At 31.8% G+C, this 16,080-nt stretch carries 19 protein-coding genes; 3 read left to right on the top strand and 16 right to left on the bottom strand.

Going from position 1 to position 16,080, the window contains the following annotated elements; translation table 11 throughout:
* Nucleotides 1-4: 4 nt before the first annotated feature.
* The 10 genes from KQH81_RS07785 to pta form a co-directional block, all read right to left on the bottom strand.
* Nucleotides 5-100 carry a DUF4044 domain-containing protein gene (locus KQH81_RS07785; protein WP_099335469.1) on the bottom strand — a complete coding sequence of 32 codons (96 nt, stop codon included), beginning with the start codon at nucleotides 98-100 and terminating at the stop codon, nucleotides 5-7.
* A 122-nt stretch (nucleotides 101-222) separates the two neighbouring features.
* Complete coding sequence (locus tag KQH81_RS07780; RefSeq protein WP_027638136.1) at nucleotides 223-483, bottom strand: stage V sporulation protein S; 261 nt, start codon at nucleotides 481-483, stop codon at nucleotides 223-225.
* A 69-nt stretch (nucleotides 484-552) separates the two neighbouring features.
* Complete coding sequence (locus KQH81_RS07775) at nucleotides 553-1,656, bottom strand: elongator complex protein 3 (RefSeq protein WP_027638137.1); 1,104 nt, start codon at nucleotides 1,654-1,656, stop codon at nucleotides 553-555.
* Nucleotides 1,649-2,350, bottom strand: a complete 702-nt coding sequence (gene rnc, locus KQH81_RS07770) for a ribonuclease III (protein ID WP_027638138.1) — start codon at nucleotides 2,348-2,350, stop codon at nucleotides 1,649-1,651. Before rnc ends, KQH81_RS07775 begins: the two co-directional genes overlap by 8 nt.
* A 172-nt stretch (nucleotides 2,351-2,522) precedes the next feature.
* A complete protein-coding gene (gene acpP / locus KQH81_RS07765; RefSeq protein ID WP_027638139.1) occupies nucleotides 2,523-2,753 on the bottom strand; it encodes an acyl carrier protein in 231 nt (76 codons plus the stop codon).
* A 66-nt stretch (nucleotides 2,754-2,819) separates the two neighbouring features.
* A complete protein-coding gene (gene plsX / locus KQH81_RS07760) occupies nucleotides 2,820-3,827 on the bottom strand; it encodes a phosphate acyltransferase PlsX (protein ID WP_027638140.1) in 1,008 nt (335 codons plus the stop codon).
* Nucleotides 3,828-3,899: 72 nt separating this feature from the next.
* Nucleotides 3,900-4,082, bottom strand: a complete 183-nt coding sequence (gene rpmF, locus KQH81_RS07755; protein WP_027638141.1) for a 50S ribosomal protein L32 — start codon at nucleotides 4,080-4,082, stop codon at nucleotides 3,900-3,902.
* Nucleotides 4,083-4,093: 11 nt separating this feature from the next.
* Nucleotides 4,094-4,591: a YceD family protein gene (locus KQH81_RS07750; RefSeq protein ID WP_027638142.1), complete on the bottom strand. Its 498-nt coding sequence runs from the start codon at nucleotides 4,589-4,591 to the stop codon at nucleotides 4,094-4,096.
* Nucleotides 4,592-4,704: 113 nt separating this feature from the next.
* Nucleotides 4,705-5,898: an acetate kinase gene (locus KQH81_RS07745; protein ID WP_027638143.1), complete on the bottom strand. Its 1,194-nt coding sequence runs from the start codon at nucleotides 5,896-5,898 to the stop codon at nucleotides 4,705-4,707.
* Nucleotides 5,899-5,965: 67 nt separating this feature from the next.
* Nucleotides 5,966-6,967 (bottom strand): phosphate acetyltransferase, encoded by a 1,002-nt coding sequence (gene pta / locus KQH81_RS07740; RefSeq protein WP_027638144.1) that lies wholly within the window; start codon nucleotides 6,965-6,967, stop codon nucleotides 5,966-5,968.
* Nucleotides 6,968-7,184: 217 nt separating this feature from the next.
* Between pta and KQH81_RS07735 the strand changes: the two genes are divergently transcribed.
* Together KQH81_RS07735 and ylbJ are read left to right on the top strand one after the other, a co-directional pair.
* Nucleotides 7,185-8,405: a nucleotidyltransferase gene (locus KQH81_RS07735; protein WP_074844162.1), complete on the top strand. Its 1,221-nt coding sequence runs from the start codon at nucleotides 7,185-7,187 to the stop codon at nucleotides 8,403-8,405.
* Nucleotides 8,406-8,484: 79 nt separating this feature from the next.
* A complete protein-coding gene (gene ylbJ, locus KQH81_RS07730) occupies nucleotides 8,485-9,642 on the top strand; it encodes a sporulation integral membrane protein YlbJ (protein ID WP_051196196.1) in 1,158 nt (385 codons plus the stop codon).
* Here the strand turns inward: ylbJ and KQH81_RS07725 are convergent.
* From KQH81_RS07725 to KQH81_RS07700, 6 genes are all read right to left on the bottom strand, one after another.
* Nucleotides 9,625-10,149, bottom strand: coding sequence for a hypothetical protein (locus KQH81_RS07725; protein WP_035770500.1), 525 nt, complete (start codon nucleotides 10,147-10,149; stop codon nucleotides 9,625-9,627). The two genes, ylbJ and KQH81_RS07725, sit on opposite strands and share 18 nt — an antisense overlap.
* A gap of 14 nt (nucleotides 10,150-10,163) precedes the next feature.
* Complete coding sequence (gene coaD, locus KQH81_RS07720) at nucleotides 10,164-10,640, bottom strand: pantetheine-phosphate adenylyltransferase (protein ID WP_027638148.1); 477 nt, start codon at nucleotides 10,638-10,640, stop codon at nucleotides 10,164-10,166.
* 1 nt (nucleotide 10,641) lies between these two features.
* Nucleotides 10,642-11,199 carry a 16S rRNA (guanine(966)-N(2))-methyltransferase RsmD gene (rsmD, locus tag KQH81_RS07715; protein ID WP_027638149.1) on the bottom strand — a complete coding sequence of 186 codons (558 nt, stop codon included), beginning with the start codon at nucleotides 11,197-11,199 and terminating at the stop codon, nucleotides 10,642-10,644.
* 78 nt (nucleotides 11,200-11,277) lie between these two features.
* Nucleotides 11,278-13,302: an ATP-dependent DNA helicase RecG gene (recG, locus tag KQH81_RS07710; protein WP_027638150.1), complete on the bottom strand. Its 2,025-nt coding sequence runs from the start codon at nucleotides 13,300-13,302 to the stop codon at nucleotides 11,278-11,280.
* Between the two features lie 64 nt (nucleotides 13,303-13,366).
* Nucleotides 13,367-15,010, bottom strand: a complete 1,644-nt coding sequence (locus KQH81_RS07705; protein ID WP_027638151.1) for a DAK2 domain-containing protein — start codon at nucleotides 15,008-15,010, stop codon at nucleotides 13,367-13,369.
* Nucleotides 15,011-15,023: 13 nt separating this feature from the next.
* A complete protein-coding gene (locus tag KQH81_RS07700) occupies nucleotides 15,024-15,371 on the bottom strand; it encodes an Asp23/Gls24 family envelope stress response protein (protein ID WP_027638152.1) in 348 nt (115 codons plus the stop codon).
* A 196-nt stretch (nucleotides 15,372-15,567) separates the two neighbouring features.
* On the opposite strand from KQH81_RS07700, the gene rpmB reads away from it, so the two are divergent.
* Nucleotides 15,568-15,759: a 50S ribosomal protein L28 gene (gene rpmB, locus KQH81_RS07695; protein WP_027638153.1), complete on the top strand. Its 192-nt coding sequence runs from the start codon at nucleotides 15,568-15,570 to the stop codon at nucleotides 15,757-15,759.
* The last annotated feature ends 321 nt before the right edge of the window (nucleotides 15,760-16,080 follow it).

Genomic DNA, 16,080 nt, shown 5'->3' with positions numbered 1-16,080 from the left:
TCCTTTAAAGAAATATAGATGGTAATAACCCTAAAACTAAGGCTGCTAATGTTACATATACTAAAACTTTTGTAAGCTTATCTCTAGTGTTTTTTTTCATTATAACACCCTCCAAATCCATATAATATTGTCTTATACTAGTTTAATTGAAATATATTAAAATTTCAAGAATATAAAATTTAAAGGCCTTAGGATACCTAAGACCTTTAAATTAAATTATATCTATCTCGGTTCAACAATAAACTTTATTGCTGTTCGTCCTTCACCTTCAATGGTTATTTCTGAAAAAGCAGGGACAACAACTATATCTATACCATTAGGAGCTACAAAGCCTCTTGCAATGGCAATTGCTTTAACTGCTTGATTTACAGCTCCTGCACCTACTGCTTGAATTTCTGCAGATGATTTTTCTCTTAATACAGCTGCTAATGCGCCAGCAACTGATTTTGGCTGTGATTGCGATGATACCTTTAATACTTCCATTTAATAATCCCCCCTAGCTACATGTAAATCTATCCATACAAGCGCTTTTAAGGTATTATTCTATATAAGTTAATTTTTTCCTTCTTTAACTTTTTCTTTTATAATCTCATTTATCGACAACTTATCGCAAGTATTATCATAACTAATTGTAAAGAATCCTCTATTAAGGTCATTATCTATGGTAACGTGTATTTTTTTAGGGGATATTTCCCTTATCATATCATTAAAAAATTCTTTCTTATTAGCATAAAGCTTTGATAAATCTCTTTCATTTAATGACAATACAGCATCTTTATCTATTTTTTTTATTTTATCTTTTATAAGATCATTAAATACTGCTCCCTCTACAAGTTCTCTAATTGAAGGATGGAAAGGTCCAGCTACTATATCGCCATTAAGATTTATGTTTTCTGTTGGCTGAAGCCCTATTCTTATGACATTTATATCATTTGCAATATAAAGGCTATATATTTCCTTACAGATCTCTATGGCTTCTTCTAATGTGTAAGGAACATATTCTCCTCTCTCATATAGAGTCTCCATAGGCGTATCCTTTATCACTAAAGATGGATAAATTCTACATATGTCCGGTTTCATAGTTATACTTTCTTTTGCGGTATTTATATCTTTATAAGCATTCGATCCTGGAAGCCCCGGCATTATCTGATGACCTAATGTAAAGCCATATTCTTTAATAAGTTTAGATGCTCTTCGCACATCTTCAGCACTGTGACCTCTTCCTGCTTTAATTAAAACTTCATCGTCTAAAGATTGTACTCCAAGTTCAATTATGTCAGAATCAAATTCCTTTAAATGTTCTAAGATTTTATCATCTATATAATCCGGTCTCGTAGACATTCTTATATAATCTATTTTTTTGTTGTCTTTATATTCTTTTGCAACAGCTAAAAGTTCCCTCTGCTTATTTATATCTATAGCAGTGAAAGTACCTCCAAAGAAAGACACCTCAATAGTTGCATCTTTATTTTCTATAGTTTTCAAGTATTCTTCTATAGTATTTCTTACAAATTCAGCGTTAACCTTCTGACTCTCATTACTTTTAGCTATTTTAAGACTCTCTCCAGTTATCCTACTTTGATTACAGAAAACACAATTATGCGGACATCCCTCATGAGGAACAAATATAGGTATTATGTAGTGTTTTCTACCCATTTTTAACCTCCAAAAATCTCAAAGCTTCTTTAGCAGAATTTTGCTCTGCCTCTTTTTTACTGAAGCCCTCTCCTCTTCCAAATTCCTTATTATCAATTAAAACTTTTGTATAGAATTTTCTTCTATGAGGAGGTCCTTCAAATTTAATCAATTCATAGTTTATTTCCACTTCTCCATTTTTCTGCATAGTTTCTTGAAGCTTAGTCTTATAATCAAGAACTATTTCATTGTTTACAGCCATATTAATAGTATCACTTAAATGATAAAGTATAAAATTCTTAGCAAATTCCATTCCTTTATCTAGATACAACGCTGCAAATATAGCTTCAACACAATCAGCCTGAATAGAAGTACGTTCCCTTCCTCCAGTCATCTCTTCACCTTTACTCATTCTTATATATTTTCCAAGATCCCACTTTTTAGCTAAGATAAAAAGTGAGTTTTCGCATACTATAAGAGCTCTATACTTGGTAAGCTCACCTTCTTTTTTCTCTTTATAATGATTATATAAATATTCCGTTACAGAAAGCTGAAGAACAGAATCTCCAAGGAACTCTAATCTTTCATTAAAATTTATATTTTTATGTTGATTTGCATATGAACTATGAGTTAATGCAGTCTCTAAATATTCTTTATTTAAAAAATTCACGTTAAGAACTTTTTCAAATTTATCTACGTTATTGTAAGTACACATGGTTCCAACTCCTAAGAAGTTTATTCTTCAACTTGCTTACATCTTATAACAAATTCAAGAATAAACTTTATTTTAATTTGTACTATATATGAGCTATTATAGTGTATTCAACATACCTATATTAAATATACTATAATAGTCATATAATTAAAGCCCCGATATTCGGGACTTTTTATTCTTCTACATGAGCTTTAATATATTCTACTAAATCTCCAACTGTAGAAATATTTTCAGCAACCTCATCAGAGATTTCTATATCAAACTCATCTTCTAATGCCATTATAACCTCAACGACATCAAGAGAATCCGCACCTAAATCTTCCAATGTTGTATCCATAGTAATATCGTCAGCATTAATGCTTAACTTATCTGCAACTATTGATTTTATTTTATCTAGTACCATTAATATTCACCTCCCTAAAAGTCTACAATTAGATAATATTACATAACCTTAATATGGTCAATAATTTTATTGCTCTTTTTTTTGTATTTCTTTTTCTATTTGCTCTTTTATGGTTTCTATAACCTTATTATCATGAAATATCTTCGCTTGTCTTATGGCATTTTTGAAAGCTTTTCCATCAGAGCTTCCATGAGCCTTTATGCATACTCCATCAACACCTAGAAAAGGAGCTCCTCCTACTTCTTTGTAGTCAAATTTCTTCTTTAGTCCTTTGAATGTAGGTTTTAAAATAAGACCTCCCATTTTACCTCTAGTTGTAGCCATAATTTCATCTTTAATCATATTAAGAAGTGTACTTGCCGCTCCTTCATAAAGTTTTAACACAGTATTTCCAACAAATCCATCACACACTAATACATTAGTGTCTCCTTCTGGTATGTCCCTTGGTTCAACGTTTCCTATAAAGTTAACTGGTGCATCCTTTAATAATTTATGAGCTGCTTTAGTAAGTTCATTTCCCTTTTCCTCTTCAGCACCTATATTGATAAGTCCTACGGATGGATTGGATACGTTCATAACCTTCTCATAGTATGTTTTGCCCATCATAGCAAACTGAACAAGATAATTTGGTTTACAATCCGCATTTGCTCCACAGTCTATTATCATAAAATGCCCATTCTTCCCTGGCATTATAGGGGCTAAAGCTGGTCTATCTATACCCTTTATTCTTCCTACTATAAATGTTGCTCCTGCCATGAAAGCTCCAGTACTTCCTGCCGAAATCATAGCATCAGCTTTTTTCTCTTTCACAAGTTGAAGCGCAACAGCTAAGCTAGAATCCTTTTTTCTTCTAATAGCTTTAACAGGTTCTTCATTGCAGTCTATTACTTCGCTGCAGCCTATTACTTCAATCCTATTTTTATCATATGTATGCTTTTTCAATTCTTCTTCTATGGCATCTTTTTTTCCTGTTATAATTATGTCTACATCTAATTCGCTTAGAGCCTCTATACACCCCGCTATAACTGCTGAAGGCGCAAAATCTCCACCCATTCCATCTATTGCAATCTTCATAAATTTCTCATCTCCTTATACACCATAAAATAATCTATATAAAGAAAAGAAAGTCATAAGACTTTCTTTTTTTTATTCTTCAGACGCAACTACTTCTTTACCCTTATATGAACCACAGAATTTACATACTCTATGAGCAAGTTTCATTTCGTGACATTGTGGACACTCAACCATTCCTGGCATACTTAATTTGAAAGTTTGTGCTCTTCTTGAAGCTCTCTTTGCTTTAGAACCTTTTCTTGCTGGATTTCCCATTGTAACACCTCCTATTCAGTGAAAAACAAGTCTTTTAAATTTGAAAATCTTATATCTACATCGTAATTGTTGCAAGTACAAGATGTATCATTAAGATTTGCACCACACTGTTGACAAAGCCCCTTACAATCCTCTTTACAAAGAATCTTAGTAGGCAACGTCATAATAATGCTGTTCTCCAATATTTCGGTAACATTAATGTTGTCACCTTCAATTACACTTATTTCATCATCCTCGGCATCCACTGTTGAGAGTTTTTCATTAACCTCAAACTCCAGAGGATAATTGAAAAGTTCAAGACAACGTGAACAAGGAAGTATTAATTCAGTAGAAACTTTAAGCTTTACTTCGACTATTTTATCAATCAAGCTTATAGTACCATCTGCATTAATAGGCTTTGAGAACTGAATCTTATCGCCATCAAAATAAATGGGACTTCTCTCATAACACATATGAACTTCTTTTTTGAAATTTTTACATTTAGTTATTTCTGATAAATTTACTATCATATGCTCTCTAAGTAATAACTTAGAATTTTCACTCCCTTGTAGTTATTGTTCTTATAAGTAACCACAATTTATTATATAAACTTGGAATTTAAAAGTCAAGTTTCTTTTATAAATTATTTAATAAGACTCATTGTGTCTCTTGCTATCATAAGCTCTTCGTTAGTTGGGATTACGTATACCTTAACTTTTGAGTCATCAGTGCTTATTTCAGCAACTTTTCCTCTTACATTGTTCTTTTCTGTATCTATCTTAAATCCTAAGAATTCTAATCCCTTACAGATTTCTTCTCTGGTTTCCTTAGCATTTTCTCCAAGACCAGCTGTAAATACTACACAATCAACTCCGCCCATAGCAGCAGCATATGCCCCTATAAACTCTTTTACTCTGTGATGGAATACATCTAAAGCAAGTTGAGCTCTCTTACTTCCTTCTGCAGCAGCATTTTCTATATCTCTGAAGTCAGAAGAAACTCCTGAAATTCCAAATACTCCTGATTGCTTATTCATAAGGTTATTAACTTCTTTTGCGCTCATTCCTAAATCAGTTTCAAGATATGTTGCTATAGCAGGATCTATATCTCCACATCTTGTTCCCATAACTAATCCTGCAAGTGGAGTGAATCCCATTGATGTTTCTACTGATTTACCATTCTTAACAGCACATAAACTTGCTCCATTTCCTAAATGGCAAGTAACTATCTTTAAATCCTCTATGTTTTTGCCCATAGTTTCAGCAGCTACTCTTGAAACATATTTGTGTGATGTTCCGTGGAATCCATATTTTCTGATTCCATGCTTTTCATAAAGCTCATATGGTAAAGCATATATGTATGCTTCTTCTGGCATTGTTTGGTGGAATGCTGTATCAAATACTGCTACCATTGGAGTGTTTGGCATCAATGCTTGACACGCTTCTATTCCTATTATGTTTGGTGGGTTATGAAGTGGAGCAAGCTTAGCACACTCATCTAACTCTTTCATAACTTTTTCAGTTATAAGAACTGATTCAGCGTATTTTTCTCCCCCATGAACAACTCTGTGTCCAACTGCAGAAATTTCGCTCATGTCCTTTATAACGCCGTTCTTTTCATCAACTAATGCTCCTAAAACTAATTTAATAGCATCTTTATGGTCTTTCATTGGAGTTTCTATTATATACTTATCTCTTCCTTCTACTTTTTGAGTAAGTATAGAACCCTCTATTCCTATTCTTTCAACTAAGCCTTGTGCTAAAGATTTTTCATTTGACATATCAATTAATTGATATTTTAATGAAGAACTTCCGCAGTTAATTACTAAAACTTTCATTTAAAAAAATCCCCTTTCAAATTTAAAATAAATTATAAACAAATATATATTAAACTATTTTTATTTTTTACTTTAAAGCTTGTGCTTGAACAGCAGTTATAGCTACAACTTTAACTATATCTTCTGAACTACATCCTCTAGATAAATCATTTATTGGCTTTGCAAATCCTTGACATATTGGCCCAATAGCTTCTGCTCTTGAGAATCTTTGAACTAATTTGTATCCAATATTTCCTGACTGTAGATCTGGGAATATTAATACATTAGCTTTTCCAGCAACCTCTGAGTTTGGAGCTTTTTGATTAGCAACCTTTTCTACTATAGCAGCATCTAATTGAAGCTCACCATCTATAGATATGTCTGATCTTAATTCTTTTGCTAAAGCTGTTGCTTTTCTTACTTTTTCAACAGATTCATGATCTGCACTTCCCATAGTAGAGAATGATAGCATTGCTACCTTTGGATCAATTTTACATAAGTTTTTAGCTGTTTCCGCTGTAGATATAGCTATTGATGCTAACTGTTCTGCTGTAGGGTTAGGGTTAACCGCACAGTCTGAGAATAATAGCATTCCATTTTCACCATATTCACAGTTTGGTACTAACATTATAAAGAAGCTTGATACAACAGATGCATTCTTAGCAGTTTTAACTATTTGAAGACCTGGTCTTAGTAAGTCTCCAGTTGTATGAATTGCACCAGATACCATTCCTTCTGCATCTCCTAGCTTAACCATCATAGTACCATAATAAAGAGGATCTCTAACTATTTTAGCTGCTTTTTCCATAGTCATCCCTTTACTTTTTCTAAGTTCGAAGAATTCTTCAGTGTACTTATCAATATTGGCTGCTGTATTTGGGTCTATTATCTCTATCCCCTCTATATCTGCTCCTAAAGAAGACGCCTTAGTTTTTATGTTCTCTTCATTTCCTATAAGAACTACTTCAGCTATGTTCTCCTTTTTTATTTGTGCAGAAGCCACTAAAGTCCTTTCTTCTTCACCTTCTGGAAGCACTATTTTTCTTTTATCTCTTTTTGCTGCTTCCATGATTTTTTCCATAAGTTCCATGTTCATTACTCCCTTCAATGACAATTAGGCTGTCTAATTATAATAATACTCCTTAATTAGTATGCATTTCAAGAAAAAATAACAAATTCCTTACATAATTAATATTTTTCATCTTTTCTAATTTTACTAAATATTCTTATTATTACCCTTATATATTTTCATTATCCTGTAAAAGATTTATACTATATGATATATTTATAAAAAATAGGAGGTCATAATGAAAATCTGCGGAATAATATGTGAATATAATCCTTTTCATAAAGGGCATGAATATCATGTTTTAAAAACAAAAAAAGATACAAATTGTGATGTTGTCATAGGAATCATGAGCGGCAATTTTGCACAAAGAGGAATACCTACTATAATCGATAAGTGGGAGCGTACAAAAATGGCCTTATCAAGCGGTGTAGATCTAATAATAGAACTACCAGCAATTTTTGCATTGTCATCTGCTGAAATCTTCGCAAAAGGCTCTATAGAGCTTTTAGACAAATTAAATGTTGTAGATTATGTTTCCTTCGGCTCTGAATGTGGTGATTTAAATATAATAAATGTGATTGCAGAAGCTTTGGCTTATGAACCTTTTGAGTTTAAGATATATTTGAAAAAATATTTAGATACAGGTCTTCCCTTTCCAAGGGCCAGAGCTTTAGCTTTATCTGATTACTTTAAAGAAAAAAACATTTCATATGATGATTTTGATAAGATTTTAAATTCACCTAATAATCTTTTAGCTATAGAATACTGCAAAACTTTATTAAAGATAAATTCATCAATTACACCTTTTACAATTAAACGCCAAGGCAATGGATATAACGATATAGAGCTAAAAAATGCATTTGCTAGTGCATCTGCCATAAGGGAACATTTAAAATCTTCAAATACAAATATAAAATTTTTGGAAACCTATATGACTGAAAAGTCTATAGATTTAATGCAAAATCTAATAGCCAAAGAATATAAATTTATTTTCCCAGAAGCTATTTTCCCATTTTTGAAATACAAAATTCTAACATCAGAAAATAATATATATAAAATTCCTGAAGCTTCTGAAGGGCTTGATAGAAAGATTTTAAAAGAAATATCTAACTCCGTTTCTTTAAAAGAACTTATTGAAAAAGTAAAAAGTAAACGCTATACCTATACAAGGATAAGCAGAATTTTATGCCAGTATTTCGTTGGTTTTGAAGAGTATGATATATACTCTTTACGAAAGTCAACCCCTGAGTATGCTAGAATTTTAGGGTTTAACTCTAAAGGTGCTGCCATATTGAAGGAAATAAAGAAAAGCAGCTCTATAAAATTAATAACGAAAGTTCCAAAAGAATGTAGTGATATGCTCTCGTTAGATTTAAAGGCTACTAGATCATATAGTGTACTTAATCCATTTATAGATCCATATGCCGATTTTAAAACATCACCTATAATAACAAAATAATATAAGTCACCATAGTTTCTCTGCATATTATAAGAATTCTTAAATATAATTTCTATATAATACTTTCTGGAGGTTTATGGTGATTTATTTATTATACTTATCATTATTAGGAATAATAGTACTAGTTTTTACCCTGGCTAAAGAAAAAAAATTCAATATTATATCAACAATACTGCTTACTCTTATAATAATATTTTTTATATTCAATCCTAAGGGAATAATGTCATCAGCAGTAGATGGAGCCATATTATTTTTCAACTCCGTCTTTCCAACTTTATTTCCTTTTTTAGTTGTTACCGGAATACTTATTCAATGTGGAGGTGTACATATATATTCTAAGATATTAGGTCCATTCCTATGCAAACCTCTTAGGCTTCCAAAGGAAAGTAGCTTAACTTTAGTTGTAAGCATATTGTGTGGGTATCCTCTAGGAGCCAAATACTCCTGTGATTTATATAACGAAAATCATATTTCTCTTACGCAGCTTCAAAGACTTTTAAACATAGCTTCAAACGTAGGACCTCTATTTATTTTAGGTACTATATGTACTGCTATGCTAAAAATTGAAGGTATTGCACCATATCTTTTGCTTATATCAAACTATGCTTCGTGCCTAATAATGTCTTTTTTGCTGCCAAAAGCATCAACTATAGGCATTCATGCCCCTTCTTATAAAAGTGATAAAAAAAATATCGGTGCTATACTTAAAGAAGCTTTAGATCAAGCTCTTGCAACATCTTTATCTGTAGGAAGCTTTATAGTAATATTTTCTGTATTTAATTTTGTAATAGGAAAGCTTGAAATATTTAATTTACTTTTTTCTAAAGTTAGCACTCTTTTTAATATCCCTTTAGACGCCATAAGGGGAGTATTTTTTGGACTTATAGAGATAACTAATGGCTGCAATATTTTATCTACCTGCAATATAGGATTCCCATTGAAATTGTCTCTTATAAGTTTTCTTTGCAGTTTCAGCGGATTGTGCATAATATTTCAAGTGTATTCTTTTACTTATAAAATAAAAGATATATCTATGAAAAGATATATCTCTAGAAAATTCCTTCAAGGAATCATCAGTTTTATATTAACTTATGTACTATCCTCAATAGTAACTTTGGATGTTTCAACTATTGCCATATCCAAAAGTTATAATTTTGCATTCATGATTCCACTTGCAGTGTTGATGACTTTAACATTTTTAGCTTATAAAATCAAAAACTTACTTCATATCTCTTAACTCTTTGATATTGCTTCTAATGTCATCAGTTGAATCTGCCAGCTTTTCAGATATGGATGATAAATACTCATCCATATCTTTTTTCATAGATAGAATAAGTTCTTTTCCTCTTGCTTCTATTTCATTATCCAACTGGCATAACATCTCATCTGCATAATCCCTAGAACCAAGTCTTATTATTTTGGCTTCTCTTTGAGCTAAAGCTATTATTTCCTGCCCCTTCATTCTAGCTTCTTTAACTATATCATGATTATCTATCTGTTTTCTGATAAGTTCCTCGGTCTCTTTTTTGGTAGTTTCATATCTTACATTGGCCTCATCTAATATTCTGTCCTTTTCATTCAATACCCACTGAGCTTTCTTTAAGGCGTCTGGCAAATATGAGACCAAATCTTCCAAAATCTCATTCATTTCTTTCTTGTCAAGTATGACTTTCCCAGACATAGGCACTTTAGGTGCTGTATCTACAAGTTCTTGTAAATACTCTATTAACTCCATAACCTCCATAATATCCCCCCTAACTATTTGAGCTTTTCAAATACCAACGGTATAATGCTGTCTGGAACCAGCTCTTTTATGCATCCTCCAAATTTAGCAACTTGCTTTATGGCAGAAGAACTTAAATATGAATATTTAGCATTAGTCATCATAAATAAAGTTTCTATATCCGGGTCAAGCTTATTATTCATTAAAGCCATTTGAAATTCGTATTCAAAATCAGAAACAGCTCTAAGTCCCTTTATTATAACCTTTGCGTCTTCCTTCTTCATTAAATCTATAAGCAGACCATCAAAACTTTTAACTTTTACATTTTTATAAGGTTTAACTACACTTTCTATCATTTTAACTCTTTCGTCTATTGTAAATAAACCTTTTTTGTCCACGTTAACTAAAACTCCAACTATTACTTCATCAAATACTTTAGACGATCTTTCAATTATGTCTAAATGTCCATTAGTAATAGGATCAAAGCTACCTGGATATATAGCTTTTTTCATATTAATCCTCCTTGTACTTGTAAAGACAGACAGTAGTATTTCCATACTTTCTGTGATCATATAGCTTTATCTTTGAAGAACCTTCGTAGATTTCCTCAATAGTATCTATCTTTGTCATTATAATTCCATCTTTTTGAAGAAGTTCATCTTCTTCTATTTTTTGCATTGCTTCTGGAATCATTTCTTTTCTATAAGGCGGATCTATAAAAATAACGTCAAATATTATTCCTTTTCTTTTAAAATCCTTTAATGCTGCATAAGAATTCATATTCAAGCATGTGCATTCCTCTTGAAACTTAAGATTTTCAACATTTTGTTTAAGCATAGGAAAAGTTGTAGGACTTTTGTCTATTAAATAACAAGTTTTTGCTCCTCTGCTCACCGCTTCTAATCCTAAGCTGCCACTACCAGCAAACATATCTAATACAACGGCATCTCTAACTTTGAATTGCAGTATATTAAACATTGCTTCCTTTACTCTGTCTAATGTTGGGCGCGTATCATAGGTTGGTGGCGATAAAAGCTTCCTTCCTCTAGCGCGTCCTGAGATAATTCTCATTATGTCTCCTCCTTTTTTTGCTTTACTTCACTTTATATAACATATTACCATATTAATTTTAAATATAAAAGATTCTAATCAATTAAAACATATATATTTAGTAGATTTTTCTAGAGAATTTATTATTTTTTTACAAAAATCGTAGTAATCATCATTGTTTAAAATATTTTGCGCTTCCATATTAGCAACTTTCAATATAGATGAATCTTCAATAATACTGCTTAACACAAGTCCATCTTCTCCATGTTGATTTACGCCAAATAAATCTCCACTACCACGTATTTTAAGATCTTGCTCAGCAATAAAGAATCCATCATTACTCATAGTCATGATTTCCATCCTTTTTTTAGTAACGTTGTTATTGGCCTTAGCCACAAGTATGCAATATGATTTATACTTTCCTCTTCCAACTCTTCCTCTTAGCTGATGAAGCTGAGATAATCCAAACCTCTCTGCATTTTCTATAATCATCACACTTGCATTTGGAACATTAACTCCTACTTCAATTACAGTGGTAGAAATCAAAACCCTTATTTCGCCAGATTTAAATCTCGTCATAATTTCATCTTTTTCTTTTCCCTTCATTTTACCATGAAGTATTCCCACTTCTACATTTTTAAAGTACTTAGTTTTAAGTTCATCATGTAAAGTCATCACATCTTTTAGCTTAAGTTCCTCATTTTCTTCTATAAGAGGTGATACCACATAAACCTGTCTCCCCTTATTTACCTCGTTTAATGCTAATTCATATGCCATATTTCTATTTTCATTATTATAATATAGAGTATCTATTTTCTGCCTTCCTGGAGGAAGTTCATCTATTATAGATATGTCCAAATCACTATATACATAAAGACTCAAAGTCCTAGGAATAGGTGTTGCCGTCATAACAAGAACATGAGCTGCTTCATTTTTATTCACAAGTTTACTTCTTTGATGTACCCCAAACCTATGTTGTTCATCAGTTATTATCATACCAAGTTTCCGAAACTCTACATCATCTTCTAAAAGAGCATGAGTACCAACTACGATCATAGGCTCTCCACTTTTTATTTTTTCCTTAATTCGCAATTTCTCTTTCTTTGAAGTACTTCCTACTAAAAGCTCTATACGAATATCAAACTCTTTAAGAACTGTATTAAATTCATTGTAGTGCTGTGTAGCCAAAATTTCTGTAGGTGCCATCATAACGCCCTGATAACCATTTTTCACCACATTAAATATAGCAATAATTGCTACAATAGTCTTCCCACTTCCTACATCTCCTTGAACTAGTCTATTCATAGGTACAGGTTTCTTCTCATCCAGCAATATTTCCCTTACAACTCTTGTTTGTGCATTAGTAAGACTGAATGGAAGAGAACTTTTTAAAGAAGTCAGTTCTTCACTCATTTTTAAAGGTATTCCACACCTATTACTCTTTATATGTTTCTTAAGAAGCAATATTTTCATGGAATATGTTAAAAGCTCTTGAAATTTCAATCTTCTTTTTGCTTCTTTTAATCCTTCTGGAGTTTTAGGAAAGTGTATGTTCCTTATAGCATCATTTAAGCTTATAAATTTATACTTCTCAACTATGTATTGAGGCATAGTCTCAATTATGTCTACTTTATCAATCAAACTATGAATAAGTTTAGATATAAGCTTATTGTTAATTGCACTATTCAAACTATATTTAGGGCATATATTAGTTTCTTTTATATCTTTTGATGCCATAATGGGATTAATTATCTCTAAATGATTTCCAATTCGTTTAACTTTTCCTATAAGCCTATACTCGCCTCCGATGAGAAAAGAATTTTTTATATAAGGTTGATTGAAATACTTTACTTGAAGTACACTCCCTTTATATTCAAATAGCAAAGTGGTGAGATTTTTCCCAGTTCTAGTTCTTATAGTTCCATTAAAGCTCTTATATGTACATTGTAAAATTACCTTTTCATCACCAGCTTCATTTATATCTATGTTAGAATTCAAATTTTCATAATCTCTAGGAAAGTATAAAAGTAGATCTAACAAAGTAAATATACCTAATTTATTTAAAGCTTCACAGGTCTTATCACCTACACCTTTAAGTTCCTTAACAGATGCATAAATATTCAAAACCTTTTCACCTCCTTTAAATTTAAAAGCCACTAATATCAATGATATTAGTGGCAATAATATTTTATTCAACTGATAATATAAAGTAATAAAGTGGTTGCTTTCCTGAGTAGCATTGAATGTCTAAGTCTTCATACTTTTCTTCAAGCTTTTCTGCAAATTCCTCAGCTTTTTCCTTCTCAACATCACTGCCATAGAAAATAGTTACAAGTTCACTATCCTCATCTACCATAGCTTCTAGGATTTTTTCAGTAGTTGAATAAACTTCCTCTCCTACTTCCTTTATTTTACCTTCTACAAGCCCTAAGATATTTCCCTCTTTAATTTTTAATCCATCCATTTCAGTATCTCTTACTGCATAAGTTATGCTTCCTGTTTTAACAGTTTCTATACATTCTTTCATAACTTCTTCATTTTCTTCAACATCAGCTTCAGGATTAAACATTGTAACACAAGTTATCCCTTGTGGAATACTTGTTGTTGGTATTACTACTACATTTTTATTTTCTACTAAATCAACTACTTGATTTGCAGCCATTATTATATTTTTGTTGTTTGGCAAAACAAAAATATTTTCAGCATTTATAAGCTCCACTGCTTTTATTATATCTTCAGTACTTGGATTCATAGTCTGACCACCTTCAATTATGTGATCTACTCCTAAGTCCTTAAATATATTTTCTATTCCTTCTCCCATAGCTACAGAAACAAAAGCATATTTCTTTGCTTCTTCGCTCTCTAGAGAAGTCGCCTCTTCAACATATCCATTTTCCTTGTTTTCAACTAAAAGGCTTCTATGTTCTTCTCTCATATTATCAATTTTAATCTTTGATAATTCACCATACTTTAAGGCATGAGATAAAACCTTACCTGGATCATCTGTATGGATGTGCACTTTTATAACATCTTCATACCCCACTACAATCATGGAATCTCCAAGATTCGCTATATCACTTCTCAATGATTCGCTTCCGCTTACATCTCCTAAGACTATAAACTCTGTGCAATATCCAAAAGTTATTTCATGTTCCTCTAAATTATTTGCAGCTGAAACACCTTCTTTAGGTGCTGCATATTCTATGATGCTGGCTTCAATATTGTCTCTTAAAGCTTCATGTAATCCCTTTAATATTATAAGAAGACCCATTCCACCAGAGTCAACAACTTTTGCGCTCTTTAAAACAGGAAGCATATCTGGAGTTTTGTTAAGCATCTCTTGACTCTTAACACAAACCTCATCCAAAAGTTCAACAATATCAGTCTTATTAGATGATACTGCCGCTTCTGCTGCGCTTCTTATTATTGTTAAAATAGTTCCCTCTGTAGGTCTCATTACAGCCTTATAGGCTGATTTGCTTCCTTCCATCAAAGCTTCTGAAAATTCTTTAGCATCAACTTCAACTTTATCAGCTAATCCCTTTGAAAGTCCTCTTAATATTTGAGATAAGATAACACCAGAGTTTCCTCTAGCTCCCATTAAGGCACCTTTCGCTAGTTTTTTAGAAATCTCTCCTATAGTTGCTGAACTCATATTTTCGATTTCTTTTGCCGCTGACTTAAATGTCATTGACATATTAGTTCCTGTATCTCCATCTGGAACCGGGAATACATTTAAAGAATTAACAAAGTCCTTTTGTTCGTCTAATTTATTGGAGGCATTAACTATCATGTTGTAAAACTGCCTACCATTAATTTTTGTATACTCCATTTTACGTAACCTCCTAGACTCTTACACCCTGCACATTAACTGTTACTGAATTAACCTTTATGCCAGTATAATTTTCTACATTGTATCTTACCTTTTGAATTATATTGTTAGCAATTACAGAAATTTTTGTTCCATACTCTACAATAACATATAAATCTATAGTTAATTCATCATTTTTATGACTTATCTTAACACCTTTGCTTAAGTTTTCAGCTCTTATTAACTCCCAAAATCCATCACTTGCATTTTTAGAAGCCATTCCAACCACACCATAACATTCCATTGTAGATAGTCCAACTATGTTTGCAATAACATCCTCTGCATAACCTACAAAACCTTTTTCATTGGAAAAACCTATCATATTAACGCCTCCTTGAAAAATTCCATATAGTATATTCTATATTAATTATACCATTTATTCAAGGAATTTAATTAATAATTACTTAAATTTAGTATTAATATTATATTTTACTTGCTACTATTAAGGTTGTATGATAAAATAATATTTGTTCAAATTTGCGGCAAGTTGTTGCATGGTTAGAGGAGGTGTTTTTAGTATGTCAAGAAAGTGCGAATACTGTGATAAGGGTGTAATCTCAGGAGTACAATACAGTCACTCACATCGTCAATCAAAGAGAAAATGGGCTCCAAACATAAAGAGAGTTAAAGCAATCGTTAATGGAACACCTAAAACTGTTCATGTATGTACAAGATGCTTACGTTCAGGTAAGGTTCAACGTGCGATATAAAAAATAAAAAAATGCAGTTGTTTATACAATTGCATTTTTTTATTTTATGATTTATGTTTTTATAATTCATTTTACTTTTTCCGTTTAAAAATTTTAACAATCCTTGATAGACATTTTGGAAGCTTAAAAGCTACAATTCTCATTTTATTTCCCCCTTCATTTTTATCTCCTACCTACGCCATTTTTCTGATAAGCACCATCCAACGTAAACTAAGGCACCTCCACCCAGTAGTAGCCATCCCCAAACGGGCATTATAACAGCTATGAGCATACCTGCGCCTATGGACATTATCGCAATTCCAATTATATTTTTACCGCAAC

The sequence above is a fragment of the Clostridium cadaveris genome, from assembly GCF_020911725.1.
GTDB classification, from domain to species: Bacteria; Bacillota; Clostridia; order Clostridiales; family Clostridiaceae; genus Clostridium_X; species Clostridium_X cadaveris.
The sequence above is the reverse complement of the archived record's forward strand: the minus strand, read 5'-3'. Positions and strand labels throughout refer to the sequence as shown.

Excerpts from the sequence above, each read along its gene's own strand:
- KQH81_RS07785 (WP_099335469.1), bottom strand. The coding sequence starts at position 100 with ATGAAAAAAAACACTAGAGATAAGCTTACAAAAGTTTTAGTATATGTA.
- KQH81_RS07780 (WP_027638136.1), bottom strand. The coding sequence starts at position 483 with ATGGAAGTATTAAAGGTATCATCGCAATCACAGCCAAAATCAGTTGCT.
- KQH81_RS07775 (WP_027638137.1), bottom strand. The coding sequence starts at position 1,656 with ATGGGTAGAAAACACTACATAATACCTATATTTGTTCCTCATGAGGGA.
- rnc (WP_027638138.1), bottom strand. The coding sequence starts at position 2,350 with ATGTGTACTTACAATAACGTAGATAAATTTGAAAAAGTTCTTAACGTG.
- acpP (WP_027638139.1), bottom strand. The coding sequence starts at position 2,753 with ATGGTACTAGATAAAATAAAATCAATAGTTGCAGATAAGTTAAGCATT.
- plsX (WP_027638140.1), bottom strand. The coding sequence starts at position 3,827 with ATGAAGATTGCAATAGATGGAATGGGTGGAGATTTTGCGCCTTCAGCA.
- rpmF (WP_027638141.1), bottom strand. The coding sequence starts at position 4,082 with ATGGGAAATCCAGCAAGAAAAGGTTCTAAAGCAAAGAGAGCTTCAAGA.
- KQH81_RS07750 (WP_027638142.1), bottom strand. The coding sequence starts at position 4,591 with ATGATAGTAAATTTATCAGAAATAACTAAATGTAAAAATTTCAAAAAA.
- KQH81_RS07745 (WP_027638143.1), bottom strand. The coding sequence starts at position 5,898 with ATGAAAGTTTTAGTAATTAACTGCGGAAGTTCTTCATTAAAATATCAA.
- pta (WP_027638144.1), bottom strand. The coding sequence starts at position 6,967 with ATGGAACTTATGGAAAAAATCATGGAAGCAGCAAAAAGAGATAAAAGA.
- KQH81_RS07735 (WP_074844162.1), top strand. The coding sequence starts at position 7,185 with ATGAAAATCTGCGGAATAATATGTGAATATAATCCTTTTCATAAAGGG.
- KQH81_RS07725 (WP_035770500.1), bottom strand. The coding sequence starts at position 10,149 with ATGGAGGTTATGGAGTTAATAGAGTATTTACAAGAACTTGTAGATACA.
- coaD (WP_027638148.1), bottom strand. The coding sequence starts at position 10,640 with ATGAAAAAAGCTATATATCCAGGTAGCTTTGATCCTATTACTAATGGA.
- rsmD (WP_027638149.1), bottom strand. The coding sequence starts at position 11,199 with ATGAGAATTATCTCAGGACGCGCTAGAGGAAGGAAGCTTTTATCGCCA.
- KQH81_RS07705 (WP_027638151.1), bottom strand. The coding sequence starts at position 15,010 with ATGGAGTATACAAAAATTAATGGTAGGCAGTTTTACAACATGATAGTT.
- KQH81_RS07700 (WP_027638152.1), bottom strand. The coding sequence starts at position 15,371 with ATGATAGGTTTTTCCAATGAAAAAGGTTTTGTAGGTTATGCAGAGGAT.
- rpmB (WP_027638153.1), top strand. The coding sequence starts at position 15,568 with ATGTCAAGAAAGTGCGAATACTGTGATAAGGGTGTAATCTCAGGAGTA.